Below are 26614 nucleotides of genomic sequence, written 5' to 3'. Positions count from 1 at the left end.
CCCTTGGAGGTGCCCCTGTACCCCGACCTTCCGCCCGACCAGTCCGCCCCGCGCGGCGGCCAGCCCGCGTTCTGGGTTGGCCCCCGGCACCTAGCCGGTGACGACGGACGGCTCTACGACGTCGTCGCCGACGCGCTCGCCGGCCTGGGCTGGACGAGCCTGACGATCGTCCGGGGACGGCACGAGCCGGACGAGGAACCGGAGGACCGCCAGGTCCTGCGCAGCACCGTCCTGCACATCAGCCCCGACGCCTTGCGTTGGGCCCAGTGGGGGCTGGCGGACGAACCGTTCCACCTGGGTGGGCTGCCGATCGCCTGGCAGATCTCCGCCCGAGCCGAGGCGAGCAGCCCGCTCGCGCAGTGGTCCGCCTACTTCACCCGTGACGTCCCCGGCGAGGCGGTGGTCGACTTCCTCGTCGCGCTCGACGCAAGCAACCAGCCTGCCGTGCCGCTCGCCGGATCTGAGCTGGTCCTTGACGCTGTCGCCGCCCACGGATGGTTCCGAGACATCGACCAACCCCAGGCGGCGACGGACCCGACGTTCACCTCGCACATCAGCCTCGGCGAGGTCCCGCCCCTCATCCAGGACGGCGACCTACGGGCCTTGCCCGCCGAGGACGACGAGACGCGACCGGCCGGCTGGCAGGCGTGGGCCGAGCCCGTGCTCGGCGACCCGCTTCTGTGGGTGGCCTCGTTCGCCGCCAGCGTCCCGCACGATCTCGTCGCCGCCTTCGCCGCCTCCCTCAGCTCGACCGCACCGGTCCTGCGGCGGGTCCTGCCCGAGGCCACCCAGGAGCGCCTCCTGCGCGCGCCGACCATCTAACGTCCCGCGCACCACTCTCGATGATCGCAGTCCGGCATCCTCCCAGTTGGGGGTGCCGGACTTTCTTGCTTACCGGGTGAAGTGGCCGGTCGGGTCGTCCATGCGCAGCCCATAACGCACTGCTGCCCCCGACCAGCGGTGGTCGGAGGCAGCAGCGTGACGCGCGCGCGGGTCAGCTCGTTGCCGTGGCCTTGGCAAGGGCCTTGTCGAGGTGGCGGTCGACGAGGGCCGGGGAGCCGGAGACGACCAGCAGCAGGTTGCCGTCGCGGATCGCGGTCTGCTTGACCACGGTGCTCCGGCCCTCGGCGATAAAGGTCAGGAGCAGGCTCCACCGCTCATCACCGCCGACGGTGGGTGCGGGCAGCTTCTGCGAGGTCACGTCGACCGGGGTCCCACCGGAGACGACCTGATAGGCCGGGCAGCCGGCCATGGCGTCGAAGATCCGGCCGACGCCGTCGGAGAGCTTGTTCACGCTGTCGCTGTACAGCTCCTCGGAGATCTCCGAGGAGCTGCCGCCGTATGTGAAGTCCACCTCCGCCTTGTGCGGGAAGGCGAGTGTGCCGCCAGTCGCCGCGTCGCCGCCCAGCTCGCTCAAGGCCGGGCAGCCGATGACGGTGACGTCGTCGTGCTGGGCCGGACGCTCCGGCTTGGGCAGGTAGCCGCTGCCGAGGTCGCGCGGGTCGAGCAGGCGGGACTCGAGCGCGGCCGAGGAGAGCGCGGCCGGCTCCTGGGCTGTCTCGGTCGGCTTTCCCGTACGGGAGGAGGAGGTCTGGTGCTTGGATCCGGTGGTGTCGGTGGAGCAAGCGGGCACGGCGAGGAGGGCGGCGGTGATGCCGAATGCGGTGGTGGCGACGCGAACGCGCATGACGGAACTGACCCCTTGGTGCTAGGCGACGGGTGGTCAGTGCGGGCCCGCGGGCCCGGTGGGGTCGTAGGAGTGGTGGTCAGTGCCCGAGGTGGCGCAGGCAGTCCTCGAACGTGGCGTGCGTCGAGTCCGCCGGCCCGGAGTGCCGGTTGTACCAGGCGGTGTCGATGCGGGTCTCCAGCTGCTGATGTCCGGCCCGGCAGCGCAGCCAGATCTCACCGCGGGTGGAGAGGATGAGCCAGTCCCGGTACGCGCCGCACTCGGCGCAGGCGGCCAGCTCACCGTCGAGGACCAGAGGCTGCTGCCACGGCATCATCCTGCCTTCGACCTGGTCGTGGCTCGGCACCCGCAGCTCCGGCGGGAGGAAATCGTCCACGACGGCAGCCGGTTCGACGGACTGCGGCTCAGGTGCCGGCACTCCGAAGCCGGGCGGGACCTGGCCCTGCAGCTGTGCGTGCAGCTCGGCGAACCGCTTCTGAGCTTCGCTCGGCTCCTTGGCCCTGCGACGTATCCGGTGAAACACCCTGGCGTCCTCCTCTACCTCGGCACCTCGTCCTGCGCGTTTCATGATCGTGCCTCACGCCCCCGTGGTTTCAATTCACAAACTCCACAGCCCCCTCCGGCCAGGTCAGCAGGGGCACTCGACCGCTCGTCTGCCCGGATGACGAGTGGGCCACGATGCGTGCTTAAGTCGCCGTGGCGGCATCACAACGGCGGCGATGCGGTGAGACTGCGTGCCGATATCCGGTGGGCTCACCGCGTCTGACGCGATGTCTCCTCTCCGCTGCGCCGCCTGCCGGGCGCGGAGGGTCTGGCGGCCATCCCGCGCGTCACGGACCGGTTCCCTGCGGTGCTGGTCTCGGGAAGCTGGGAGGCATCGGCGGGCAGATCGGCTGTCCGTCGCATCCGCCACACGAGCACGTCGCTGACGGAGTCCGCGGTGCCCAGTTCGCGCCGAGCGACAACGTCGGACAGGAGAGCGGCTGGGTCGTGGCCGGCGGCTTCGGCTTCCGCAATGGTTGCAGCCAGGGCGTACCAGCCGGGTTCGGCAAGGATCTGCTCGGCCAGCTCCGGCAGCGCCTCGCGCAGCAGCACGGTCTGACGCTGGAGCATCGGTCGGCTCAGACGCCGACCACGCTGGTAGAGCACACCGAGCGGCTGGGCCGAGGCGGCCCGGTAGGCGGTGCGCAGGTGCTCGGCGGCCCGGGCGGCGGCTTCTGCTTGCTGGGCGTGCCCCTTCCTGGCGTGCCAGTGCGCGGTGGCGGTGATCAGGAAGACCAGCATGTCGATCGCCATCGCCGTAGTGGCTCCGTCCTCACCCCGGCCGAGGGCCGGACCGCCCTGGACGAGGTCGCGGGCAGCCTGTCGCAGGGCTCGATCGTGCCCGCGTACGGCGCGGACGTGAGAGCGCGAGGCCCGTTCGAAAGCCGTTGCCGCGTCGCGCAGTTCGCGGCGGGTGTGAGCGGCAGACGTCTTCGCGAGTGCGTCCAGGACCTCGCCGACCGCGGCGATGTGGGCGGCGGCGACCCCGTCCTCGCCGTGTTCGACGACGAGCACGGCCTGCCACACGGCCGATGCCGTGCCGCGGCGCGCGGAGGCCGGACTGCCCGGCCCCGTACGAATCGCTTCCTCCCGCCGGGCCGCAGGCACATCCTGCGCATCACCGGACCACCGCTCGCGGATGCGAGGCAAAGACAGGTCGGGAGCCAGGCGCGCGCCAGGGTAGAACACCGGCTCGCCGTCCTTGTTCAGGTCGTCGGGCAGGGCGACCTTGTATCCGAGCAGGTCACCGGAGGGCGCGGCGCGCTTGCGGATCAGGAGGCCAGCGGCGGCGAGCCGGTCGAAGAACTCCTCGTCGCTCCGCGCTCCGCTCACCGCGCGTCGTACGGTTTCGCGTAGCTCTTCGCGGGCGGTGCGCTCGCGACCCTGCCGCATCGCTTTGTGGCGTTCGGCGCTGGTGGGCCGCTTCGCTGCGGTGCCGTCGCCGGGCTTGAGACGGCGCAGGCCCAGCTCCTTCTCCAAGCGCCGGGCCTCGGCTTGGACCCGGTTGGCGTCGCGGTCCAGGTAGGGCCGGTAGCCGTCTTCACGGGCGAGCGTGGCAAGTATGTGGATGTGGTCGTCGGCGTGCCGGACGGCGACCCACCGGCAGCCTGCGCCCTGGTCGGGGTCGTCGATGCCAGCGGCGGACACCATGCGGCGGGCAACGTCGCCCCACTCCTTGTCCGTGAGGATCCGGTCGGTCGGACCGTTGCGCACCGACAGGTGCCATACGTGCTTCTTCGCCCGCTGCTTGTCATCGAGGAGCGCGAGGGGCTGGTCCAGGAGTTGCTGGAGTTGCTGGTAGGTGGCCTGCGCGTCGCGACCGGGGTCAGGGGCGGCGTGGTCCCAGGACGCCACCAGATGCGGGTCGATGTGTTCCTCGGCCTTGCCGGGGCCGTAGAGGTAGTAGATCAGGCCGATGGTGCGCTTCCCGCGCTTGTGGATCTTGGGGACCATGACGGGTGGGATTCCTAGCGGTGTTCGAGGAGAAGGTCGGCGACGGCTTGTACGCGGGCGGTGGCCCGTCGCACGGCGGTCAGCACGGCGTCGAGGTGGGCGTCCGCAGGCTGGCTGCCGGAGTTGATGGCCTTGGCTATCTGGTTGAGGTTGTTGCCGACCTGGCCGAGATTGCGGCGGGCGGCGAATACTTCGGAGATCAGTTCGCGCTCGCCGGCGATGGCACTGGCGGCATGCTCGGGGTCATGGGCGGCGGCGAGTGCGCTGCGGGCGAGGAACGCGGGCAGGCTCGTACGGGCTGCTGCGGCTGCGACGGCAATGCGGTGCTTCTCGTCGTCGTTGAGACGCACGCTGCACACGTAGTTGCGCTTGTTGACGGAAGGCTTCGGCGAGCGCTTGCGTGAGGCGTTCTTCACAGCGCGGCGCTCGCGACGCGGTACAGGCTTCTCCTCTGGCTGCGACCCGCCCTCGGTCGCAGCCTGACGGTCCAGCACCCCCCGGTGCTGGACCGCTTCCGCCGCTTCTGGGGCGGCATTGGCCAAGACGCGCTTCCCCGTCGGGGAAGAGTGTCTTGGCCGATAACTTGCTCGCCCCGAGACCGTGTTGGAGCCGGGATCAGGTTCCGGGGTGGTGCCGTTCTTGGGTGCGTTCGTCATTGAGATTGGGGCATCGTAGAGCGGGTGCGGTGCTGGATGGTTGCGGCCAGCGCGAGAACTTCGGCTGGGCTGGCAAGGACGCGAACCGGTCTGTTGGGACGGTCCTGGACGAGCCACTGCCCGGTCGGCGTGAGGACGACGGCGTGGAGGAGTTGCCGGCGGACCAAGACGTCCGCCCAGGCACCGGCCTCGGCGGTGGTGGGCCCGGAAAAGCGAGGGGGACGAGGAATCATGGCGTACCTCCTAAGCGGGGCGGTGGCCCGGCGTGGAGCCGGGCCACCTTTACGGATACGGGCCTTGTGCTGGGATTTGCCGGTTCAGCCGCATTCGGGGCAGCGTCCGACGTGGCTGTTGAGCGCGCGGGCCATCCGCTGTTTCGCCGAGGCTGCCTGCTTCGCACTGGACTTTGCCGCCGGCCTGCCCGCATGCCGCTCGGAGTGAGCGAGCATGAATCCGATCTCGCGCTCGTACTCGGCGCGGACCGTCTTGAACTGGTGGCAGGTCTTCATCGGGTGGTGCTCCTCGTCGTCGTGATGTCCTCGTTCCGCAGCTCCTGGAGGACCAGGCCGAGTCGGTCGTTACCGACACCCGTCAGGCCCTGGCGGCGGATGATTTCGCGCAGCTGCACTCGGGTGATCGCGCCGTTGCCGTCCCGTTCGAGCAGGGCCGGCACATGGGGGCGCACCTCACGGACAAGCTGGCGCTCGGATTCACCCAGCTCGCGTGCCTGGCGCTCCGTCTGCGAGCGGGACCGTGCACGCTTGTCCTTGTTCTTCGTCCGGGAGGTCCTGGTCGGCTTCCGGCGAAGCGGGACCTTGTGTCCTCGGTCCTGGGTGGTCTCGGTCCCGGACTGTGGGGCGGTGGGTCCTCGGTCCTGGGTGGTCTCGGTCCCGGACTGTGGGGCGGTGGGTCCTCGGTCCTGGGTGGTCTCGGTCCCGGACTGTGGGGCGGTGGGTCCTCGGTCCTGGGTGGTCTCGGTCCCGGACTGTGGGGCGGTGGGTCCTCGGTCCTGGGTGGTCTCGGTCCCGGACTGTGGGGCGGTGGGTCCTCGGTCCTGGGTGGTCTCGGTCCCGGACTGTGGGGCGGTGGGTCCTCGGTCCTGGGTGGTCTCGGTCCCGGACTGTGGGGCGGTGGGTCCTCGGTCCTGGGTGGTCTCGGTCCCGGACTGTGGGGCGGTGGGTCCTCGGTCCTGGGTGGTCTCGGTCCCGGACTGTGGGGCGGTGGGTCCTCGGTCCTGGGTGGTCTCGGTCCCGGACTGTGGGGCGGTGGGTCCTCGGTCCTGGGTGGTCTCGGTCCCGGACTGTGGGGCGGTCGGTCCTCGGTCCTCGGTGGTCTCGGTCCTCGACTTCGTGATGCTCGGTCCCCGATGAAAGTCCGGTTCCTGAGCTGCTACTTCTCGCGTGCTGTGGCCGGTCCTCATGGCCGCTGCGTCCCGCGCTGCGGCTTCCGGGCCGGCGAGTTCGGTCCCTGGGACCGCACCGTCTTCAGAGGGCTTGGTTCCCGCGGCCGTTCCCGTTGCGTCGCCCTTGGCCCTTGCGCCGACCTCGGCTTCCGGGTTCTCGGGGACGGGGCCCCGAGGAGCCCTCGGTCCTCGGTCCCGGACCGGCTCGTCGGAACCGTCGGGACCGGGGACGGTGGCCGGCACATCCGATGTCGGCTGTACAGGGACCGTAGCCGCCGATGTGCTGCTGTGCGCCGGGCACCAGGGAGAAGGGAGCGGGACCGTGGCGAGCGCCAGCGCGTGTCGCCGAGCGGCGAGCTGGTCGAGCAGCTGCGCCCGCTGGTGAGGATCGGTTCCGACCGAAGCCCTGCCGACCGCCTTCGACAGGCGTCGCGTCAGCCGCCGGCCGCGACGGTTCCGCTGCTGCTCGGGTGTGCGCTCGGCGAGGCGGGCGGCGAGGGTGACCGCACGGGCGGTGGCCCGGTCCCGGGTGATCTGCGCGGCGTCGCGGTCCCGCGCGGCGATGCCCAGGCGGGACAGCAGTCGCTCGCGTGCCTCCCGGCCCAGGACGGCGAGCAGTCCGTGCGAGGCTGCACCCGGGGTGCGCAGGCGCAGTTCGATGCCCATGGCCAGGTGCCACAGCATCGCCGCCATGACCGGTCCGACGAAGGCGCGGACCGTGCCGCCGATGGGGCCGCTCTCGGCGTAGGCGGGGATCACCTGCACTGTGGTGATCACCCAGACCAGCGTGCCCGGCAGGCCGGGAGCGCCCTGGACGGCGAGGTTCTGCCGTGCCATCAGCGCGGTGGCGAACAGGGCGAGTTCGGCGGCGGCGAACATGCCGGCGCGCTCGGCGGTGCCAGCCATGTCGAGGTAGTCGGCCGCAAAGCGCCAGCTGGTGTCGGCGCTGTATGCGGTGCAGCCCAGGGCGGCGACGGCAGCGACCTTGACCGCCGGGCCGCCGAGACGTTTCCGCGGGCGGGTTCCCCGGCGCCGGATGGCCCAGGCGGTCAGCATGAGCGCGAGGGCGGCGGGCACGACGGCGGCGAGGAGGAGAGGGAGGTCCGAAGGAGCACCGAAGGCGAGGACAGGGTCGGTCATGCTGCCTTTCCGAGAGGGGCGTGCGCCGGGGTCAACGCCGCCGGGCGGCCTGTCGGCTGCTGAGTGCCGGGAGCTGCGGGCGCGGGGGTGCCCTTAGCCTTGGAGGTCTTCTTCCGCTTCTTTTTGGAGCGGGGCACGCCGTAGTTGCGGTCACGGTCGAAGACCTTGTTGGCCGCTTGCCGGAGCAGGTCGCGGGCGTGCTTGTGGCTGATCTGCAGGGCGGCGGCGAGCCGGTCGGGCTGCCAGCCCCGGACGTAGGCGTGGTCGATGGCCACCTGCCGCTCGGCTTCCGTCAGGTGCACGTCGCGTCCCTTGAAGAAGGCGGTCACACGCCGGTAGTCCAGGCGCCGGTGCAGGTTGTCGTGCAGCGGGCGCCGCTCGGCTTCGGTGAGCCCGCCCCAGACGCCCTCCTTGAGGACGTTCTCCAGGGCGAAGTCCAGGCACGCGCGGCGGACGGGGCACCAGCCGCACAGCTCCTTCGCCTCCGCGATCTCCTCGTGGTCCCGGGGGCCGGGGAAGAACACGGCGTCGGCGTCCTCGATGTCCATGCCGTGGCACGCTCCGCGGACGTGCCAGCTGGTGTCTCCGATGCCGCGCAGGCCGGTGGCTGGCGCGTCGTGGGTGGTGATGTGGCGCAAGGCGAGTCTCCGATGTGCTGCCACACCGGCCGGCTGGCGCAGTGCATGGCGGGTGCGGCGTCGGGCACCGGCTGCGGCGCGTGGGTGTGCGCCGCAGCCGGTGCGGGACGGTGAGGTTGCGGCGGTGCAGCGGACGGGATGCACGCGCCGGAGGCGCCGGTCAGGCCAGGGCGGGCTGCTGGGCCTGCTCGGCATGCTGGGCCTGCTGGGCGGCGAGGTCCACACGGCCGGGGTGCGGGGTGGCGCGCGGCGTGATGGCGCGTACCCCGTCGTTGGGGCCGATCCGGCGGCGCCGGCACGGCTCGCCGACCGGGGCCAGACACCACTCGCATCGCACGCTCAGGGCATCGGGCAGCCCTTGTGCGACGGCGGCTTCGCGTGCTGCCCGGGCGGGCCGGAACGGTGCGAGAGCGGCGCGGGCAGCGGGCGGTACACAGGAGCCGATCTGGTCCAGCCGAGCCTGCAGCCTCGGGTTGATCCCCTCCTGACTGCTGGTGATGGCCGGGGCATACGCGGGCTGTGCTATGCCGGCGGCGACGGCACGGCGGGTGCCGACCAGTTCTGCGGTCCAGGCGGCCTGGTCGTCCGGGTCCGCGGACGGTGTGGGGTCCCAGTGGAGGGCCAGGCGGTTGCGCCGGTAGCTCTCCCAGGGGCGGACCACGTCTGCGGGTTGGATCTGGTACGGCGAGGTGCGGTAGTGCTGGCGGGCGGCGATGCGGGCGTCCCAGCCGTGCGGGGTGGCCATCGGCACGTCGCCGAGCAGTTCGTGCCACTGGGCGAGCTGGTCGCGGGCCTCGCCCTCGTCGGTGCGGATGCTGCGGGGGTCGAGTCGGCCGATGTAGGCCAGCAGGGCGGCGATTTCGCGGCGGTCCACGGTCAGCCCTCCGTTCCGGTCGGCTCGTCCAGGGCGGCGAGAAGGGCGGCGGTGTGCTTCTCGGCCCGCGTCATGCCACCGGGCGCGGCGGTGTTCTGGCCGGGCACGGCGTAGAGGTTCGGGCGGTTGGGGGCGTGTTCCCGGGTGATCCAGGCTCGCCAGTCGGCAGCCCAGGCTTCCGCCGGCCTCGGGGCATGGGCCGCCCGGTGGGCACGCCACTTCGCGTCGGCGGCCTGCAGGCCATGCTCGCCGAGGCGGTCGAGGTGTCCCTGCTGGCGGGCCCAGGTGAGGGTGGCGGGGTCGACTTGCCACTCGGCAGCCGAGGTGACCGCAGCACCACCACTACTGCTGTACCTCCGGTTCAAATCAGGTTCACTACGGTTCTGTGTGCCGGTGGCCGGTACATCGCTGTGCCGGTGGCCGGTACGCCGCTGTGCCGGTTTCCGCCTGGACCTGCCGGTTTCCGGTACTGCCGGTTTCCGGGCCCTAGCGGGGGATTCCGGCACCTCACGCGGGCGGATTCCGTACCGCCGCAGCGCCGACAGCCGGAGCTTGGCAGGACCAGTGGGCTCGTCCGGCACCGCCGTGTCGCCCGCTTCCTCCCGCTGCTCTCGCAGCGCCTGTGCGACTGCTTCGGCGGCGAGCGGCAGGCGGTAGACCGTGCTGCGCTGCGGGCCCACCAGGTCGTCGAGCTGTTCCAGCTCGCCGGCGAGGACGAGGCGTTCGATGGCTTCGCGCACCGTGGAGACCGAGGCGTGCGTGCGCTTGGCCAGGCTGGACAGGGAGGCCCAGGAGATGCACTGATCGTCGGCTACCCGGTCGGCGATCGACAGCAGGACCAGACGCGCGGCCCCTCGGCTGGAGCTGTGCTCCCACACCCACTCGCGGGCTTCGCTGCTCATCGGCCGCTCCCGGCAAGCGAGCGGGAGCGTCGGCTCGCCGGGGTTAGCGTGGTGCGGTCCGGCTCGGGGCGCTGAGGCGCCGAGGCGGAGCTAGCTGCCGCGCAGGCCGGACGCCAGAGCCTTTTGCGCAGGGCGGAGCGCATGCAAGAATCTCCTTCGGTGTTGCCACGCTGAGACACCCCGTGGAAGGGATCAGCGTGGTGATGGTGGCGATCTCCGCCCTTGCCGGGGCGGTACAGCCGTTAAGCGTCCGGCGTCCGGGAGTTGCAGCTCTCGGGCGCCGTCGCTGTGTCCTGGGACCTATGAGGCCCGGAGGTTGTGCACGTCATTGCTCCTGTGCTCGTCCGCGCGGGCGGTCTGCCCAGCGGGGGACGACGAACATCGCACGGCTCCGCGTCAAGGTCCAGAGTTGGTTCTTAAACCCTGTAGAAGCCGCGTGAGCTGCTGCGACGGTGGTGGAGCGAGCATGGGCAAGTCCTAGCGCGTACGTAGGCCACGACGGCCGGGCAAGGAGCGCTTACCGCACCCCGCCGGCGTCACAACACTTCAGTGAAGCTGTGATCGAAAACCTACGCCAGGGTGATCCCAGTCTGTCAACACTGAAGTGAAGACTCTCGGCCTTTGATCCTGGGAACTACACTGCAGTACAGTCCGGAGTCGGCGTCTAGATGAGAGGAGTCGGTGATGGTGGAGTCCAGCGGACCGGCCGACGCTCGGCGCTCATTCGCCGACAAGCTCAACCACCTGTTCCAGACCGTGACAAACCGGGAGACCGGCAAGCGCTACACCAATGCCGAGGTCGCCCGGGCGATCTCCGTGTCCGAGAGTGCGATCTCGCAGCTGCGGACCGGTGCGAAGCCCAACCCCACCTACACGACGGTGGAACGACTGGCCGGCCACTTCCACGTCAAAGAGCAGTACTTCTTCTCGGACTACGACGCCGAGGAGGCCGAGAAGGTGCGCGCCTCCATGGAACTCATCGAGGCCGTAGCCGACAGCGACGTCCGCGGCCTTGCGCTTCGAGCCAATGGCCTCTCGGCGGACAGCTTGAGGATGATCACGGATGTGATCAACCAGGCGCGACGGTGGGAAGGGCTCGACCAGCCCGAGAAGTGATGTGACCTCCCTCACCTGCTGGGTGGATTTGACTGGTATGCCGTACATGGCCCTTCAAGTTCGCCTGGGCAACCATCTGGACATATGCAAAGCTCCGATAGAACCACGCGGAATGGCGGGTTCCAGTTAGCGCAGGCTGTGTCAGCGCTCATTCGGGGGCTACAGCAAGGATCTCGTCCATGTTTAATCGGCAATTTGCGCGCAGAGAGGCGCAGCTGAGGCGACTGTGTGAGGAGCAGTTTCGGGGGGTCGAGATATCCGATCCTTACGCGGTGGATGAGATATGCAGGCAGCTCGCCATCAAGCGTGGCCGCCCTTTGCACGTCCATGAATTGCCTGAGACCGGAGGGGCCAACGCTCCTTGTGGAATGGTTCTCTCGTTCGACCACGGGGATTACGTCTTTCACGTCGCGGCTACCAGCGAGCGGCATCGTGCGCAAATCGTGCGCCACGAGCTAGCGCACCTGCTGCTCGGTCACGCCGGGAACAACGAGAGCGTCGTTAATTCACTACTGGGAGTGCTCCCTGACGGGGTCGACCCCTCTGCCGTGCTCTCCGCTCTCGGTCGGACGAGCTACGACAGCGAGACCGAGTACGACGCCGAGGTGGCCGCCTCCTGCCTGGGAGAACTCTTTCACGATCTTGCTCACTCGGGCCGGGAACGAGGCCGGTCCGGCGCCGTGGCTCGACTCGACGACGCCCTGGTCCACCCACGGAGGAACCGCCGCTCATGAGCACACCCACCATCGTTGCCGGCGTCCTCTGGCTGGTGGCTCTATGGCGACTGCCGTCCCTCCGGCACTCTCACAAGCAGCGAAGCCTGGCGCTGACCCTGGTGACTCTCGCGGCTGCCATGACGTTCGAGGTTCCGCCGGTCAAAGAGGCAGTCGATGCCGCCGTCGGCGCAGACGCCAGGCTGTCGCCGCTGCTGAAGCACCTGCTCGGCGTTACCTCGGCGGCATATCTGCTCGACTTCGTCATCGCAGTCGTTCGACCGCAGGGCCTGGCAAGTCGCACCCGGCTGGTGGCCGCCGGCGTGACGTTGCCCCTCATGATCGCCTTCTACGCCCTGGCCAACTGGACGTCAGGAGGGCCCGTCAGGCTTGGGGAGGGCCGTGGCGCCCTCTTCCCCGTCCTCTACATGACGGTCTTCACGCTCTACATCGGCATCGCCATGGTCGTAGCGACATGGCTGTTCCTCGGAGGCGTACGCCACAGCCGGACTCTCCTTGGGAAGGCCGGCCTCGGATTTCTGGGCTTGGGAACCCTGCTCGGAAGCCTGTACGCCCTCCAGCGCATCGTCTTCGTGACGGTTCAGCTCGCCTCCGGCACCAGCTATCCAGCCTTGGAGAACCTTCTCTCCACAACGCTCAAGCAAGCCACCGTCCTGTCGGTCGCAGTCGGCGTCTGCTTGCCTCCCCTCTCCGTCGCCGTGGAATACGTCGCCGCGTGGAGCACCCTGCGGAAACTGCGTCCCCTCTGGGTGCAGCTCACGGAAGCAGCCCCGTACGTGGTCCTGGCGACATCTGTAGGCAGGTGGCGTGTCCGCTTCCGGCTGGAGCGGTGCGTCATCGAGATCGAGGATGCCTGCCTGGCGCTTCGCGAGTACGTGTCAGTCGACATGCACACAAAGGCCCGGAGGTTCGTCCGTCAGGAAGGGGTCGCTGCGCAACTCTCTGACGCAGTGGCGGAAGCCTGCTGGTTGCGTGCAGCCGTCCAGAGCGCACGAAATGGGGAACGGCTGCGGGGAGTTGAATATCCACCCCTCGGCGTCACTGGCCGAGACAGAGCGAGCGAACTGTCATGGTTGCGTACCGTTGCCCGCGCGTACCTCTCCTCGCCAGTCGTTTCCGAATTCGTCCGGCAAGAACATTCGTCCATTTCCCACGAGCAGGGCGCTTCGGAAGGGATCTCCTCAAATGGCAACTGATGTCCGCCCTAGCGAGTCGCGGCTGGCCCGCCGCATTACAGACTGGCTTGAGCCGAAGAACTGGATCATCGCTGTCACGCTGCTGGTCGGCTGGCACACCGCACAATGGACAGGTGTTGTCTGGGGTGTGGTCGGCGCCCTCTTCGCGGCCGTCATCCCGATCACCTTCATCAAGTACGGCATTCGCAAGGGTCACTGGGGCGACAGACACGTCGGAGCGAAGCCAGCACGGCTAGTCGTGATGGCTGTCATCCTGCTCTCCGTAGCCACCGGCATCGTCCTGATGCTTGTCGCGGGGGCGCCGCGCACCATGGTTGCCCTCATCGTCTCGATGCTCGTGACGCTCGCGATTCTCACCGCGATCACCTTCGCCTGGAAGATCTCCGTCCACCAGGCCGTGTCCGCAGGTGCCTGCGCGATGCTCGTGCAGACCTACGGCCCGTGGATGGCCCTTGGCTTCCTGTTGGTCGTCGTCGTCGGCTGGTCCCGCGTCGAGCTGCGGGACCACACACGCAACCAAGTGATCGCAGGCACCATCCTCGGCACCATGGTGGCCGCAGCCGTCTTCCACCTGGCGCGCTGATCCGAGGGAGGGGCGTGGTTGAGAGCGACCGCTACGCCTCTCAGGTATCTCACCCGGCTTTCGGGCCCCTGCATCCCCGAGCTCGGGGGCCGGCAGGATCGGGTTTCAGTGCTCGTAGGACCAGGCCCGTCCGGTCTGCCGGTACTCGGTCACGGAGATGGGCTGTACTCCGGGGCGCATCCGGGCTGTGTACAGGTGGCCGTCGAGGTGGTCGATCTCGTGTTGGACCAGACGGGCGAGGCCGCGTTCGTAGTCAGTGGTCACCGTGGTCCCGTCGAGTGTCGTGGTCTCGACCGTGACCCGGAGGGGGCGAGGGACGGGGCCGCGTACGTCGAAGAAGCTCAGGCATCCCTCGTACTGGTCGTCGGTCTCCTGCGAGGCGGCGATGATCCGGGGGTTGAGCAGTACGATCGCGCCCGCTCCTGGCTCGGCGGGCTGGACGACGGCCGCGGCCCGGCCGATGCCGATCTGTGGGGCTGCAATGCCCATCCCCTTGGCGAACGTGTGGACGCCTGCGATGCGCTCCATGGAGGTGAACAGGCTCTCCACGGCTTGCTCGGCGGCCTCACGTTCGGCAGGGAGTGAGAAGGGGCGGGCTGGCTCGGCAAGGATGGGGGCGCCTTCCTGGACTACGCCGAGGTTGCGCATCTGCTCGCTGGGCCGCACCTCGTTCACGTGAACTCCTGTTGATTCGCGTCGTGTTCGCGCCGCTCGAAAGCGCCATTCAAGACGATAGCGGGCGTGCAGGAGCGGATGGCCAGTCGACCAGGTGAAGACGGTGGTGCCGTTCTCCTCGCGCCGGGTGGGTGCCGAGTTCAGCGGTGACGCCTCGGAGGTCATCGACGTCACGGTCCCCTGAGCACGTCCCGGTGGATCACGTCCTGGCCCACGATCGCGATACCGCGGCCGTAGTGATCTCGCAGGCCCTGGGCCACGCTGGACTTGCCTGACACCGAGTTCCCGCGGATCACCACGAGGCGGGTGTCGTGACGACCGGTAGCCGTCGTGGCGGGCGCAGGGTGGTGTGTGTGGCTCGGGGGGCGGGTCATGCGGGCCAGCCCGTCTCGCTGTACGGCTCGCCGTTCCGGATCTTCGTGATTGCCAGGCGGGTATAGGGGACGAGGTCGTCGGGAAGGGCGGCGGGATCCCAGAACTTCCACTGGGTGCACTTGTCCGGCTCGCGCAGCACCGGCTTGCCGCCCCAGGTACGGGCGCGGAAGAACAGGGCCATGCGGGGCGGGTTCCTGGGCTGACCGATGTGGTGGACGACATGGACGAGTTCCACGTCCTGGCGCTCGATGCGCAGCCCGGCTTCCTCCATCGCCTCCCTGATCAGGCAGTCGATGGCGTTCTCCTGCTCGCAGTGGCCGGCCAGGACGTGCCAGGTGGACGGCGCGAACGCGGAGTCGGGGTGGCGCAGCCCGAGCAGCACCGTCCCGTCGGGGCGTTCCAGGTAGAGGTGGACGCCGATGATGTGGGGGACCGTGCCGTGCGGTGACGCCGGACGATGTTCCGCGGGCGCGGGCGCGGGCGCGGGCTCGGGTCCGGGTCCGGGCTCGGGTCCGCTCCGCATCGGCGGGAGGCCGGCGGCGTGGCGCCGTACGAGGGCGCTGGTCGTGTCCGCGATGCGCAGGCGGTGAAGGTCGTCGGGGGCGAACCAGGCGAGCATCACCCCCTCGGTCAGGCAGAGTTCGCGCGGGTCGCCGTTCCAGCGGCCGGCGTAGACGGCCATGGGTACGGTCGTGCCGTCGTCGTGGGAGGCGTACTCGGTGGTGAACGGGGACAGGTCGGCGAGATCGAGGCCGGCTTCCTCGGCCAGTTCGCGCCGCACGGTGTCTTCCAGGGTGGCGTCCTGGGGCTCTCGGCCGCCGCCGAGCAGGGACCACATGCCCGGCTCCCAGATCTGTCCTGGGAAGTAGTCGCGGAGATGGAGCAGGTACTCGCCGCGGTCGTTGTAGATCAGGGCCGAGGCGTTGGCCGCCTCTGGCTCGACCGGGAGCGGCAGTTTGAGCAGCTTAGTGCGCAGCGCCGGGGAGGTCACCTGGTCCACGGGACGCCACTCGATGCCGCCGACCTCCTCTTCCTGCAGCGCGACTGACACCTCGGTCGTCTGCAGACGGAAGAGGAACCGGAGGTCGAAGTGCTGGTGTCCGGGCTCGCCCTTGCCCGGACGGGCGTCGATGTCGTGAATGTCGATGTCCAGCGGCACGGTCTCGTAGCCCGGCCACGGCGTGACGGCCCCAGGCGGGAACCCGGTCTCCTCGTGCAGTTCACGCAGAGCAACCGCTGCCAGGGAGTCGTCGGTGGGCTCGGTGTGCCTGCCGGGAACGAGGACCTTCCCGCTGGCCAGGTGCAGCACGTGCAGGGTACGGCCGAACTGGTCGACGACGATCGCGCCGCAGGTGACGTGCCCGGTGAAGGTCGAGCGGCTGGCGATGTCCTCGCCAGGCCGGTCGAGGGCGTCCAGGAGGACGCTGAGTTGCTCCCGCTCGTGGGGGTGACGGGCGAGGTAGGTGTCGACGGTGGTGCGGATGCGGTGGTGCGACAACGGCATGGGGACAACCTCAGAGGTGCGGGAAGGAGGCGAGGTGGGCGGGGCCGAGGTCAGCTCAGCCGCATCCCCTCCGCAGGGATCTCCTCGATGGCAGAGGGGGAAGTGGTGGGCAGGCCCCACCGCTCGCGTGCCGTGTCCGCCGCGAGTTGGGCCTGCTGGGCTCCGGGCAGGCCCCAGCCCAGCAGGGCGGCAGTCTGGGCGGGGGTGGCGAGCAGGCGGGCGAAGGGATGCCCGGTGGCGGGGCCGACGGCCGCCAGCCCGATGTCGGTGACCCGGGCGGCCAGGCGGAGCCGGGCGTTGGGTCCCACGCCTCCGTAGACCTCGCCGGTCTTGTCCAGCACCCAGCCCAGTCGCACCGGGTCGGTCAGGGTGAGCTGGGCTTCCTCGGCGGCTTCGCGATGCAGGGTGTCCTCGGGCGTCGCGTCGGTGCTCTCCACGGTGCCGCCGGGCAGCATTGGCAGCGCGCCCCGCGGGCCGGGGTCGGCCACGACGACGACCCGGCCGTCGGGGATGAAGCACCACGCCCAGGCTTGCCGCACGGGCAGCCGCTCGGGCACGGGGCTGCGGTGGAGAGGGCTGTCCCACAAGGGCCGGTAGCGGACGTGGACGTCGTGCCGGTCCAGCGCCGGGACCTCAAGGATGTGCTGGCCGTCGGCGAGGTGCGCGGTGGCGGTGTTGCCGAGCCGGGCCCGGTAGGCGGCGAGCATGATTTGCCCGTCCACGGGGCGCAGCCGCTGGACCGCATCCCGAGTGTCCAGGAAGGCGCACTCGGACAGCTCCTCGTGCGGCAGGCGGATCGCCTCCACCTGGTCGGGGGTGAGGACTCCCCCGTCGAAGACGAACCGGACCTCTCCGGGGCAGTGCGTGCCGGGCCGAAGGCCGGGATGGTGCGCGGAGAAGGAGTGGACGGCGAGTACGGCCGACAGCGGCAGGTCCAGCCCCACTTCCTCGGTGATCTCGCGCCGACAGGTGACATGCGGGTGTTCACCGTGTTCCACGACACCGCCGGGCAGCACCCACGAGCCGTCCTCACGGTAGGTGGGGTGCACCAGCAGGACCTGGCCCACCTCGTTGGTGATGATCGCGGCGGCACCTAGCCACGCGGTATGTCGGGCCGCGGCGTACTGATCTGCCGGCACACCCGCACCCGCTGAGACATGATCCGAAGAGGACACGGGAGACGTCACGTAGCTCCGCCTTCCGACACGATGGACGGGCGGGTCTTCAGCGGGACTTCGCCGCTCATCCGGCGCTGCAGTTCCCACAGGGGCCGGAACAGCCCCGGCTGCCGCGTGAGTTGGGCGTAGGTGCCCTCCTGGACGATCCGCCCTTGGTCCAGGACCACGATCCGGTCGGCGACGGCCACGTTGGTGAGGCGGTGCGTGATCAGCAGGACGGCGCGGTCCTTGGCGAGTTCGCGCAGGCCGGCAAAGATCCGGTGCTCGGCGCGGGCGTCGAGGGCGGCCGTGGGTTCGTCCATCACCAGCAGCGCCGCCCGCCGATGGAACGCCCGGGTGAGGACCAGGCGCTGCCACTGCCCGCCGGAGAGCTGCTGTCCTCCGAACCACTCGCTGGTCAGGAGGGTGTTCAGGCCCGAGCGGAGCTTGGGAAGCATCTCCGCGGCGCCGGACGCCTCGCACGCGGCGAGCAGGGCGGCGTCGCTGGTGTCGCCCTGCCCGAAGGTGATGTTGTCGCGCATCGTCAGCGGCAGGTAGGTGAACTTCTGCGGCACCAGCGCGACGTGCTCCCACGCCCCCACGGGTCCAGGTCCGCCGTGGAGGCGTGGTCCCAGGCCACGTCGCCCTCGGTGGGCAGCAGCAACCCGCACAGCAGACGTGAGAGGGTCGTCTTCCCGGAGCCGTTCTCCCCGACCAGCGCCACGATCTCGCCGCGCTTCACATGGAGGGAGACGTTGCTCAGGCTGTCCTTGGGGGCGCCGTCGTAGCGGTAGGTGACGTCACGGACCTCGAAGCGCTCCGGGGCCGCGGGGAGCGACGCGGTGCCGCGTGAGTCGATCATGGCCTGGCCGTGAGCGTTGTCGAGGAAGTTCTGCCAGTCCTGTACGTACCAGCCGGTGCGTACCAGGCGGGCCCCGCCGTTGATGATGCCGCGCACTGAGCCGGTGGCGGTCTGCAGGGCGAAGACGGCGCCGCCGCCGGCCGCCAGGCTCATCCGCCCGGAGGCCAGGAGCCAAAACAGCGCCGCCCACACCGCGGCCGAGGCGATCCCGCCGGCCACGGCTCCGGCCAGCCCCATCCACGCACCGGTGTTCGCGGCCTTGCGCTCGGCGGCGTTGACCGAGGCGGCCAGCCGCCGGTACCGCCCGATCAGGAAGGGACCGGCGAGGCAGGCACGCATCTCCTCACTGGACTCCTGATAGGCCATGTGCCAGCGGAGCTTGTTCAGCATCCGGCGCCGCCCGGAGGTCTCCAGTCCGGCGAGGTAGAGCACGCGTGCGGAGCGCACGTACGCGGCGGCCTGCGGCAGGCACGCGAGGAAGAGCAGGGGGAGGAGCAGGGGGTGCAGGACGGTCAGGACGGTGGCGCCGGCCGCCAGCGTGGCGGTGGCTGCGAGCACGTCCTGCGCTTCTTCGACGAGGTCGGGGGTGACCTGGGCGCCGCGGTCGGCGATGTCGTAGGCGTCGTTGTAGCCGGGCTTGTTGTTGGCGGCCAGTTCCGCGCCGAGCGCGGCCTCGATCATCGTCAGCTCCGCCGCCCGGCCGAGCACCGGACGCAGACGCCCGGTGAGCCAGACGACGGCGATGCCCAGCAGCGCGCGCAGGCCGGCGGCGGCGGCGATCACGGCCAGCTGCGGGGCGGCGTCCAACAGCCGCTCGGTGATGTCGCCCGAGGATACCAGCGCGGTGATCGTGCCCGTGACGGCCAGGAGGCCGAGGGCCGCAAGGACGCCCGTACCGATCTGGCACAGCAACAGGCCGACGGTCGCGCCGTGGTCCACGCGCCAGGCCATCTGTACCGAGCGTCGCACCAGCGAGGGCAGGCGCCGCGCCATGGTGCGGGAGGTCAGGAGGGACCCGGCCCGGAGTCTCGACTCGTCGCGGTAGAGGTATTCCTCTTCTCGAACACCGGCATCCTGCTGTTCGCCGTCCGGCGCGGTCCCCTCGGGTGGTTGTGGTGGCGGGTCCTGAGTGATGGCCGAGGTCATCGTTCCCCCTGGGACGGTCGCTGCGGCAAGGTCGTGAGGTCTAACGACGCGGGCGCGATATCGAACACACGTCATTCGGTCGTGCTGGAAAGCCCGTGATTCCCCGCGTCCGTGGAATCCGGGGGCGACACTTCCCTGGTCCGGCTTGGAGCGGCTGCGGGCAGGAAATGGCCGAAACGCCGACACCGCCACACCGCGTGGGCAGTACGCCGCGGCACCGCAGGTCGCCCGCCTCCTAACCGGGATTGGAATCGGCCTGCAGCAGCCTTTCCAGCTCCCTCTCGGCGTGGCCGACCGCGCCCATCAGGGCCTCGTGGTCGGGGGCGGACAGGGTGCCGGCTCCCAGTCCGGCCGCAGCGATCACAGCGGTCAGCGCTCCCGTCGCCTGGTCGTCCAGGGCTGACGCGGCGACGGGGTGGTGCAGAACATCTCGTGCGGCGTAGGCGTCGAGTCGGGCGACGCCGACGAGGCAGTCGAGTATCCGGGCATGATGACGGCTGGCGTGGTCCACATCCAGGGCCGACAGGCCCGTTCGGGCTTGGAAGACGGCGGTCGGCGGATCGGGATGGGCAAGGAGCTGGACGGCTTCCTCCACGGTGCGGTCGAGATCGGCTATGGGGACGGGGGCGTCTGCGGGCCGGCAGTGCGCGTGCAGGAGGAACGCGACGGTTTTCTCCCAGGGCTCGGCGGGCTGGGTGGTGTCGATCAGGTCGCGGGCCTGCTGGTCCAAGCCCTGCTCCATCAGGGCCATGATCTTGATCTGGCGGCCGTCGAGGAGGCGGTTGCCGATGCCGCGGTGCTGGGCCATGGCGTCGGCGGCCTCGGTCCACCGCCCGATCTGGGCAAGGGCGCGGGCGCCGTCCACGAGCAGGGTGACGTACAGCTCCTGGCACACCGTGCGGTGGTCCTCGTCTGTGCCGGTCAGGGGCGAGAGGTCGACGGTGCGGCCGTCGATGTCGGTTTTGTTGCGGTGCCGGGCGGCGTGGTTGAGGCAGTGCAACAAGCTGTAGGCGAGTTCGCCGTGGCCGGCGCGGGTCTGCAGCCGGGCGAGGTTGACCAGCGGCATCAGCGACATGACCGCGATTCGTCCGCTGAGGCGTCCGGCGTTGGCGAAGACCTGGTGCTGGCGCCAGCACAGATCCTCGGCTAGGTCGGGCTGGCCGACGTCGGAGGCGATGAGAGCCGCGTAGTTGAGGACCCCGCAGGTGCGAGCCACCAGGTCGTGGTGGCTCGCACCTGCGGGCGCGACGGTCAGCCCGGTGAGGTGGTTGATGCGCTCCTCCAAGGGGAGCGCGGGCGCCTTGGTGCGGCGGACCAGGGGAACGCGGCTGGCTATCGCGGGGATCATCGGCTCAGCCCTTGCGCGCCCAGTCGACGACCAGTCGGCTGTACGGCTTGTCGACGACGAAGCGTGGGTCGTCCGCCGTCAGCCGGTCGCGCGAGTCCGCAACAGCCATCCGGAAGCCCGGTTCGGGGGCGTCGTTGCCGCCGGTCGCGTCCCAGGCGCGGATCTCGCTCACCACGCGCTCGGCGAGGCCGGCGCCGCCCTCGCCGTGGCCGATCACGCCGACCTCCCAGTACCGGCCCTGCGCGTCCTCGCCCTCCCGGATGGTCAGGTACGCGAGCGACCCGCCGTCGAGGGCGGCCATGGAGCCCCACCCGAAGTGCGGGCTGAAGCCGGGGCGCTGGCCCGGCAGGCGGGACAGGCCGTTGGGCAGCACGCAGGCCATGTACAGGTACAGCCACTCCCAGGCCGAGCCCTGCCGGAACTTCACCCCGGTGTAGAGCTTGGTCTGCTGCTGGTCGAGGACGGTACGCAGGGCGTCGCGGTCGATGTCCTGTTCGCTGAATGTCTCCAGGCGCACGTTGCCGTCTCCGGCCATCGGCACGAGGGTGTAGACGTCGTCGCAGACGCCTTTGCGCAGCGGGATGAAGGTGGCCATCTCGCAGGAGACGGTCTTCCACGTGTCGCCGTCGCGTTCGAAGGCGAAGGAGCGGGAGATGCTGCCCCGGATGCGCATCGGCAGGACCAGGCGCCCGCCGGGGGCGAGCTGGTCGAGGATCTTCACGGGGACATCGCCGGCGCCGACGGTGAAGATGATCCGGTCGTAGGGGGCATGTTCGGGCAGTCCGGCCGCGCCGTCGGCCATGACCGCGGTGGCGTTGTCGACGCCCGCCTCGGCGAGGTGCCGGCTCGCGCCGGCGACGAGGTCCTGGTCGACGTCGAGCGTCCACACCTGCCCGCCGGGGGAGACGATCTTGCCGAGGAGGGCGGCGTTGTAGCCGGTGGCGGCTCCGGCCTCCAGGACCTTGTGGCCGGGCTGGGCGCCGAGCTGTTCGAGCTGGGTGGCGACGATGGACGGCGCGGAGATGCAGGAGATCATCTCCCCGTGTTCGTCGTGCTTGATCGGGACCGCGTCCTCCTTGTACGCGCTCTCCAGGTCGACGCCGGGCAGGAAGGCGTGCCGGTCGGTGGTGCGGAAGGCGTCGATGGCCGCCTGGCTGCGCAGGTGGCCGCTGTCGACGAGCCGCTGGGCGAGGGCTTCGCGCAGCTGGATAGGGTCAGTTACGGGTGTCACGGTGGTCTCCATTCGGGGGAGGCTAGGGTCCGCCGAGGCGGACGTGCGGGTGGACACGTCGCCATCTCCGGTGGAGAAGGCGACGTGACGGCCGAGCCACGCGGTGGCGGCCTGCACGTCGGCAGGAACGCCTGCGCGGTTGAACGCGAAGATCGCGTGATGGGCGATGACGCCCCGGATTCCGCGTATCAGTCGGCCGTCGGCGGCGAGCCGGCGCAGCCGACGCCCGGCGTCCTCGAACGCGGCGACGCGCTCGACCCAGCCGGCTTCCGCGTCGGGGCGTAGGGCGGCGTCCGCGTTCATCAGCCGCCGCATCGCCGATACGGCCTTCTCCAGCGCGGGGCCCTGGGGCGGGGCGACGGGGGGCCGCAGGGCGGCCCACTGGGCGTAGACGTCTCCGGCTTCGAACGGGTCCAGCCCGGCCTCGCGGATCATGGCGGACAGCAGCATCACGCTGCACTCGCGGGCGCCGGGGGTGCCGGTCTCGGCGAGCGCGGCCGGGCTGTCGGCGCAGAACACGCCGTGCGCAACCTCCATGCCCTCGGGGCCGCCGAAGGCGTGTGTCTCCGGCTCGTAGATCCCGCCCACCCAGCCGGTGATCACTCCGTCGGCGACGAGCTGGTCCAGCAAGTCGGCGACGGGCTGTTCGGTGCGCAGGCGCACGCCGGCGTCCTTGCGCAGGAAGTGAAAGCGGTGTTTGGCTAGCGCTGATGCCAGGGCGCGAGCAGCGTCCACGTGCGGATCGGTGAAGGCCACGGATGCGTGCCACCAGGACGTGGCCGGAGGGGTCGGCAGGTTCTCGTCGTCGAAGGTCATGGGGAGGCAACTCCTTGCACGTCGGCAGGTTCGGGGTCAGGTGAGCAGGAGGGCGCGGCTCCAGCCGGTGGCATCGGGGGCTTGCAGGGCGAGTTGGGCGCCTGCTCGGCCTTCCATGAACCCGGGTTTGGGCAGGAGTTCCCAGCTGGTGGCCAGCCGTCGGTGCAGGTCTTGGATGATCGGGGTGAAGCGGTCGGGTGCGGGGCTGTCGGCGGCGACCGCGCGGGTGAGCGTCAGCAGCCCGGCCCAGCCGTGGCAGAGAGTGGAGTCGGTGATGCGGGCGAGGTGCAGCGGGTCGGTCAGGATGGTCTCCACGGTGGTCTCGGCCGCCTGGCGGCGGGCGGGGTCGCCGAGGGCGAGCGCGGCGAGCTGCTGGGCGCGGGCGATGCCGGGCTGGCCGTAGCACCAGGACTGGCGGGTCGGCTCAGGCGCGGGCGGCTGGTCGGCGTCCAGGTGGGCTGTGGTGGACCAGTAGTGGTCGCCGTGCCGGTCGAGCCAGGTCGCGAAGGTGTCGACGGCTTCCTCCTGACCGGGGACGCTGATGCCGTCGCGCAGTGCGAGGGAGAGCACGGCAAGGGGCCCGGCGATGCCGTGGGCCATGCCGTTGTTGCCGTGCCCGCCGGCCATCTCCTCCCCGTCCGGGCCGACAGGCGACCACCACCCGGGCAGTGTCCGGCCGTCACCGGGGGTGGGGTGGGCGAGCGCGACGAGGCAGGTGAGCACGTCGGGCAGCCGGGGCGCGGGCGGTTGGCGGGAGAGCAGGAGGGCGGCGAGTCCGCTCAGGCCGCGGATGAGGTCCCATTCGGCGAGGTGGGGCAGCGCGCCAGCCGCCTGGCGGCGGTGGGCGGCGGCGAGCCGGGCGTCCACGACGCGGTCGACGGCCGTGCGGACGTTGTCGTCGGCTCCGTGGGCGCGAGCCAGGACGAACTCTAGGGCGGGCGCGCCGTGGAAGAGGCTGGCGTTGCTGCCGGTGCTCACTCCTCGGGCGGTGGCTTGGGTGAGGTGGCGGCGGGCGGTCGATAGGTCGCGGCGCTCGATGTCGAGCAGGGCCATCCCCAGGGCGCCCTCGGACAGGTCCTGCGTGCGAGGCACGGTCGTCGAGGTCATGAGCGCCTGGCCAGGGGGACGACGATGCTGTGGGCCCGGCCGCCGATCCACCCGTCGGCGTCCGGCGGGGGCGCGTCGTGCAGGGTGGCGATGCCGAAGGGGCTGGCGTCCAGGTGCGCGCGCAGGAGGTCCAGGTCGATGTCGCGAGCGAGGTCGAGGGGCAGATGCTGGTCGTCCTCGGCGAGCAGGACCCGCTCCGGCATCCGGAACCGGGCACGCCAGGCGTGGAGTTGGTCTGCCCACTGCTGGAGTGGTGCGGTGCGGGCGGGCAGCGTGCGGCTGCGGATCTTCCACCGAGCGGTGGTGAGGATAGTGCGCCGGTAGGTGAGGGCCGGGGTGAAGGGCAGGGTCCAGGCGGCGCCCCAGTCGAACCAGGTCACCTGCGAGGAAGTGGCCCTGCTGATCTCACCGAGGAAGCGGGCCATCGGCGGGGTGTAGTTGTTCCACAGAAAGTTGATGGCGGTGGGGGCCAGTAGCTCCAGCGGCTTGCCCGTCGCGGATTCCACCAGCTGGGGGCGGCCGTCGGTGACGGTGACCGCGAGGTCGCGGGGGAAGAGGACGTGCGGGGCGGGGCGGCGGAATTCGCCGACGCTCACGATCCGGGGCAGGGCCTGGGGCGCGCGGGTGAGCAGGTCGGCCGCCACCCGTCCGGCGTGGAAGGAGAGCTGCGCGAGTTCCACCTCCGGATCGACGGTGGGCAGATGCGCGTACGCCGTCTCGATGCCGGGGAAGAGGTACCAGAACCGACCGGTCATCGACCCGGCTGAGCGAGAGACGGTCAGCACACGAAGCCGGAAGTCACCCCGGTTCAAGGCAGGGACGGAGGTGGCGTGGACCTGTGCGGCCAGTTCGAGGTGGGGCGCCGCGTCGCGAGGCTTGCCGCCGGCCGCTGCTTCCAGTTCCTCGATCATCGCCCCGGTCACCGTGACGGTGCGGCTGCCTTCGGCGGCGGCGGTGCCGGCCAGCTCCAGCAGCAGGCGGTCCCGCCGGGACATCGGCCGAGGGGGTTCGCTCGCTGTGACGAACCCGGCCGGGAAGCCCACGCCCCGGTCGGGGTCCGTGGCCACGTCCACCGGCACCGCAGTGTTCTCGCCGTAGCACTCGGAGAACTGCTTGATCCACCGACGCCAGGTCAGTGTCCCGTTCGGATGGGTGACCAGGCGGGCCAGGACGGTCGCCGCGGTCTCCACTTCGGTCAGCACCTGCTCGGGCAGCCGCACCTCGGCGTCCAGCCGCAGGTCGCACGCGGCCCGCAGGCCGGCTGCCTGAGCGCGCGCCGCAGGCGGTAAGACGTCGGTGGGATCGGCGACGGTGGCGGGCGCACGCAGCGACGAGCGCAACAGCCGCACCCTCAGCAGTTCACCGAGCAGCCGGTCACGCGCGGTGCCGTCCACGGCGGGGAACTCCGCAGCCAGCTTCTCTGTCAACTGGCGGTACGCGACGGGTGATCGGGCCAGGTCGAGTACGAGACGCAGTGCGGGGCTCAGAGCCAGGCGGTACTCGGCGTCGCCCTCGGACGGTACGTGGATGTGCTGGTCGCGCTGCCGGATCAGGGTGTTGACGCAGACCTCGGCGTCGGCCATGCACGCCGCGTCGCTCTCCCAGGCGCTGAGCATTTTCTCGAGGCTGTCCGGCTCGGGGCGAGCCACGACCTGGTGCTCGTCGCCGACGCGGACGGACGCGGCCTGGCCGAAGCCGAGCGGCGCGACGCCGGCGAACAGGCCGAAGGGGGTGGAGCGGCGGGCGTAGCGGATGGCGTAGCGGGCGGTGGCCAGCGCCGCCCGGCGCATCCGGCGCGCCTTCGGTGTGCGGCCGTCGATGATGCCCTGCAGCTGGTCGGCGAGGTGAGGGCTCGCCTGCGTCACGGTCTGGCGGAAGTCGGTGTCGGACCACACCGTGCGCAGCCACGCGCGCCACTCTTCCACGGGCGCCGTGGATGACGGCCAGGGCGGCATGGCGGGCTCGGTCGTGTGCACCGCGGCGCGCAGCATGGCCTGCCCCGTGTCCTCGTACAGAGTGGGCCGTCGCCGTGTCATCAGGGCTCTCCTCATCTTCTGGCGTGGCGGGCTGGGCGGGCCGGACGGGGAGAGCCCCCGTCCGGCCCTCGTTGCCGGGGCGTCCCGGCTTACGAGGTGGTGCAGGCGCTGGGGCAGGAGCTGCCGCAGGTGTCACCCGTGCTGCACATCAGGACCGTCTCGGTCGCCGGCGTGCCCTCGATGAAGGTGATGTCGAGCTGGAACGGGTCGTCATCGGTCTTCGCGAGGTTCGCCTGCGCGGGAGCGGTCGGCCTCTCGGCCTGGATGGCGGTCATGCATGCCTCCTAGGAGTGGGTGGTGCGGGATGCCGAGGCCCGGTCGGACCCCGGGGTCTGCCACCAGACGGCGACGGGCGGCGAAGGCGCCTGCGTGGTCGCGCGCCGGGGAGTCGGTGTGGTGCCGTCAGGCCGTAGCGGCCTGTGCCCGCGGGGGATTCTTGGCGGCTTGGTCCAGCACCCGGGTGAAGTGCTCGGCCTGCTCATCGCCCTCGGCCTCCTCGGCTCGGAGGCCGCCGAACCGCTTCCAGTAACGTTGGCAGACGTTGCTCTCCATCAGCTTCGCGGCGTACCACGGCAGATGTCCGGCGCGCACGAAACCGAGGCGGTTGCGCAGGCTGAGCATGCAGATGAGCTGATTGGCCTTCAGCAACTGCATGTACTCCTCGACGTCCATGTCCTCGGGCGTCCAGAGCTTGGCGAGGTCAGGGTTGGTGGACATCTGGGCCAACCAGTCGAGCTGGTTGCGGGCGAGAACCGTCTCGTTGCGCTCGGCCTGGTGCCGCGCGTCCTGCCTGAGCCGGGCGGCTCCGACCACGGCGGTGGTGAGGGAGACGGCCGCACCAGCAGTCAGGACGGCGGTGGTGAGCTTCATCGGTCAACGATCCTTTCGCAGGGCGGGGTTGCGGCCGGCAGGCCGACTGGAACCTGGAGGCCC

General features: G+C 70.5%; 23 protein-coding genes and 1 pseudogene. 5 read left to right on the top strand and 19 right to left on the bottom strand.

Translation table 11 applies throughout. The annotated features are described in order from the left end of the window. Nucleotides 1-3: 3 nt before the first annotated feature. The gene (locus tag VM636_RS07010) at nucleotides 4-822 is read left to right on the top strand and encodes a DUF317 domain-containing protein (protein WP_338483951.1); all 819 of its coding nucleotides are present in this window, start codon (nucleotides 4-6) and stop codon (nucleotides 820-822) included. Nucleotides 823-994: 172 nt separating this feature from the next. Here the strand turns inward: VM636_RS07010 and VM636_RS07005 are convergent, their stop codons facing one another. From VM636_RS07005 to VM636_RS06965, 9 genes are all read right to left on the bottom strand, one after another. Beyond that, nucleotides 995-1687 (bottom strand): hypothetical protein, encoded by a 693-nt coding sequence (locus tag VM636_RS07005; protein WP_338483950.1) that lies wholly within the window; start codon nucleotides 1685-1687, stop codon nucleotides 995-997. 79 nt (nucleotides 1688-1766) lie between these two features. After that, nucleotides 1767-2210 carry a hypothetical protein gene (locus VM636_RS07000; RefSeq protein ID WP_338483948.1) on the bottom strand — a complete coding sequence of 148 codons (444 nt, stop codon included), beginning with the start codon at nucleotides 2208-2210 and terminating at the stop codon, nucleotides 1767-1769. 230 nt (nucleotides 2211-2440) lie between these two features. Further along, nucleotides 2441-4183: a mobilization protein gene (locus VM636_RS06995; RefSeq protein WP_338483946.1), complete on the bottom strand. Its 1743-nt coding sequence runs from the start codon at nucleotides 4181-4183 to the stop codon at nucleotides 2441-2443. Between the two features lie 14 nt (nucleotides 4184-4197). After that, a complete protein-coding gene (mobC, locus tag VM636_RS06990; protein WP_338483944.1) occupies nucleotides 4198-4725 on the bottom strand; it encodes a plasmid mobilization relaxosome protein MobC in 528 nt (175 codons plus the stop codon). A 431-nt stretch (nucleotides 4726-5156) separates the two neighbouring features. Continuing rightward, nucleotides 5157-5348, bottom strand: a complete 192-nt coding sequence (locus tag VM636_RS06985; protein ID WP_007491133.1) for a hypothetical protein — start codon at nucleotides 5346-5348, stop codon at nucleotides 5157-5159. Further along, nucleotides 5345-7381 (bottom strand): hypothetical protein, encoded by a 2037-nt coding sequence (locus tag VM636_RS06980; RefSeq protein WP_338483936.1) that lies wholly within the window; start codon nucleotides 7379-7381, stop codon nucleotides 5345-5347. The genes VM636_RS06985 and VM636_RS06980 overlap by 4 nt, the downstream gene beginning before the upstream one ends. Continuing rightward, nucleotides 7378-8019 (bottom strand): WhiB family transcriptional regulator, encoded by a 642-nt coding sequence (locus VM636_RS06975; RefSeq protein WP_338483934.1) that lies wholly within the window; start codon nucleotides 8017-8019, stop codon nucleotides 7378-7380. The genes VM636_RS06980 and VM636_RS06975 overlap by 4 nt, the downstream gene beginning before the upstream one ends. 160 nt (nucleotides 8020-8179) lie before the next feature. Then, on the bottom strand, nucleotides 8180-8893 hold the full coding sequence (locus tag VM636_RS06970) for a hypothetical protein (protein ID WP_338483932.1): 714 nt from the start codon (nucleotides 8891-8893) through the stop codon (nucleotides 8180-8182). A gap of 2 nt (nucleotides 8894-8895) precedes the next feature. Beyond that, nucleotides 8896-9795: a helix-turn-helix domain-containing protein gene (locus VM636_RS06965; RefSeq protein ID WP_338483929.1), complete on the bottom strand. Its 900-nt coding sequence runs from the start codon at nucleotides 9793-9795 to the stop codon at nucleotides 8896-8898. 684 nt (nucleotides 9796-10479) lie between these two features. On the opposite strand from VM636_RS06965, the gene VM636_RS06960 reads away from it, so the two are divergent. The 4 genes from VM636_RS06960 (at nucleotide 10480) to VM636_RS06945 (ending at nucleotide 13424) form a co-directional block, all read left to right on the top strand. Further along, entirely contained in the window at nucleotides 10480-10911 is a 432-nt protein-coding gene (locus VM636_RS06960) for a helix-turn-helix domain-containing protein (RefSeq protein ID WP_338483927.1), read from the top strand. Between the two features lie 368 nt (nucleotides 10912-11279). Beyond that, nucleotides 11280-11645 (top strand): hypothetical protein, encoded by a 366-nt coding sequence (locus tag VM636_RS06955; RefSeq protein ID WP_338483925.1) that lies wholly within the window; start codon nucleotides 11280-11282, stop codon nucleotides 11643-11645. Beyond that, nucleotides 11642-12841, top strand: a complete 1200-nt coding sequence (locus VM636_RS06950) for an MAB_1171c family putative transporter (RefSeq protein WP_338483922.1) — start codon at nucleotides 11642-11644, stop codon at nucleotides 12839-12841. The genes VM636_RS06955 and VM636_RS06950 overlap by 4 nt, the downstream gene beginning before the upstream one ends. Further along, nucleotides 12831-13424, top strand: a complete 594-nt coding sequence (locus VM636_RS06945) for a hypothetical protein (protein WP_338483920.1) — start codon at nucleotides 12831-12833, stop codon at nucleotides 13422-13424. The genes VM636_RS06950 and VM636_RS06945 overlap by 11 nt, the downstream gene beginning before the upstream one ends. 105 nt (nucleotides 13425-13529) lie before the next feature. Here VM636_RS06945 and VM636_RS06940 read toward each other — a convergent pair whose 3' ends face one another. From VM636_RS06940 to VM636_RS06895, 10 genes and pseudogenes are all read right to left on the bottom strand, one after another. After that, on the bottom strand, nucleotides 13530-14099 hold the full coding sequence (locus tag VM636_RS06940; RefSeq protein WP_338483918.1) for a peptide deformylase: 570 nt from the start codon (nucleotides 14097-14099) through the stop codon (nucleotides 13530-13532). A 370-nt stretch (nucleotides 14100-14469) separates the two neighbouring features. After that, nucleotides 14470-15978: an NUDIX domain-containing protein gene (locus tag VM636_RS06935; RefSeq protein WP_338483916.1), complete on the bottom strand. Its 1509-nt coding sequence runs from the start codon at nucleotides 15976-15978 to the stop codon at nucleotides 14470-14472. Nucleotides 15979-16028: 50 nt separating this feature from the next. Continuing rightward, entirely contained in the window at nucleotides 16029-17117 is a 1089-nt protein-coding gene (locus VM636_RS06930) for an NUDIX hydrolase (protein ID WP_234340340.1), read from the bottom strand. A gap of 44 nt (nucleotides 17118-17161) precedes the next feature. Continuing rightward, nucleotides 17162-19143 (bottom strand): annotated as a pseudogene (locus tag VM636_RS06925) (ABC transporter ATP-binding protein). A gap of 235 nt (nucleotides 19144-19378) precedes the next feature. Beyond that, a complete protein-coding gene (locus tag VM636_RS06920; protein WP_338483914.1) occupies nucleotides 19379-20491 on the bottom strand; it encodes a hypothetical protein in 1113 nt (370 codons plus the stop codon). A 4-nt stretch (nucleotides 20492-20495) separates the two neighbouring features. Beyond that, the gene (gene fxlM, locus VM636_RS06915) at nucleotides 20496-22538 is read right to left on the bottom strand and encodes a methyltransferase, FxLD system (RefSeq protein ID WP_338483912.1); all 2043 of its coding nucleotides are present in this window, start codon (nucleotides 22536-22538) and stop codon (nucleotides 20496-20498) included. 36 nt (nucleotides 22539-22574) lie between these two features. Next, complete coding sequence (locus tag VM636_RS06910; protein ID WP_234340341.1) at nucleotides 22575-23630, bottom strand: lanthionine synthetase C family protein; 1056 nt, start codon at nucleotides 23628-23630, stop codon at nucleotides 22575-22577. An 11-nt stretch (nucleotides 23631-23641) separates the two neighbouring features. Further along, the gene (locus VM636_RS06905; protein ID WP_338483909.1) at nucleotides 23642-25681 is read right to left on the bottom strand and encodes a lantibiotic dehydratase family protein; all 2040 of its coding nucleotides are present in this window, start codon (nucleotides 25679-25681) and stop codon (nucleotides 23642-23644) included. Between the two features lie 89 nt (nucleotides 25682-25770). Next, nucleotides 25771-25956 carry an FxLD family lanthipeptide gene (locus VM636_RS06900; RefSeq protein ID WP_338483907.1) on the bottom strand — a complete coding sequence of 62 codons (186 nt, stop codon included), beginning with the start codon at nucleotides 25954-25956 and terminating at the stop codon, nucleotides 25771-25773. Between the two features lie 127 nt (nucleotides 25957-26083). Beyond that, entirely contained in the window at nucleotides 26084-26551 is a 468-nt protein-coding gene (locus VM636_RS06895; RefSeq protein WP_053912446.1) for a DUF6082 family protein, read from the bottom strand. Nucleotides 26552-26614: the final 63 nt, after the last annotated feature.

The organism is Streptomyces sp. SCSIO 75703 (assembly GCF_036607905.1).
Taxonomy (GTDB): Bacteria; Actinomycetota; Actinomycetes; order Streptomycetales; family Streptomycetaceae; genus Streptomyces.
The sequence above is the reverse complement of the archived record's forward strand: the minus strand, read 5'-3'. Positions and strand labels throughout refer to the sequence as shown.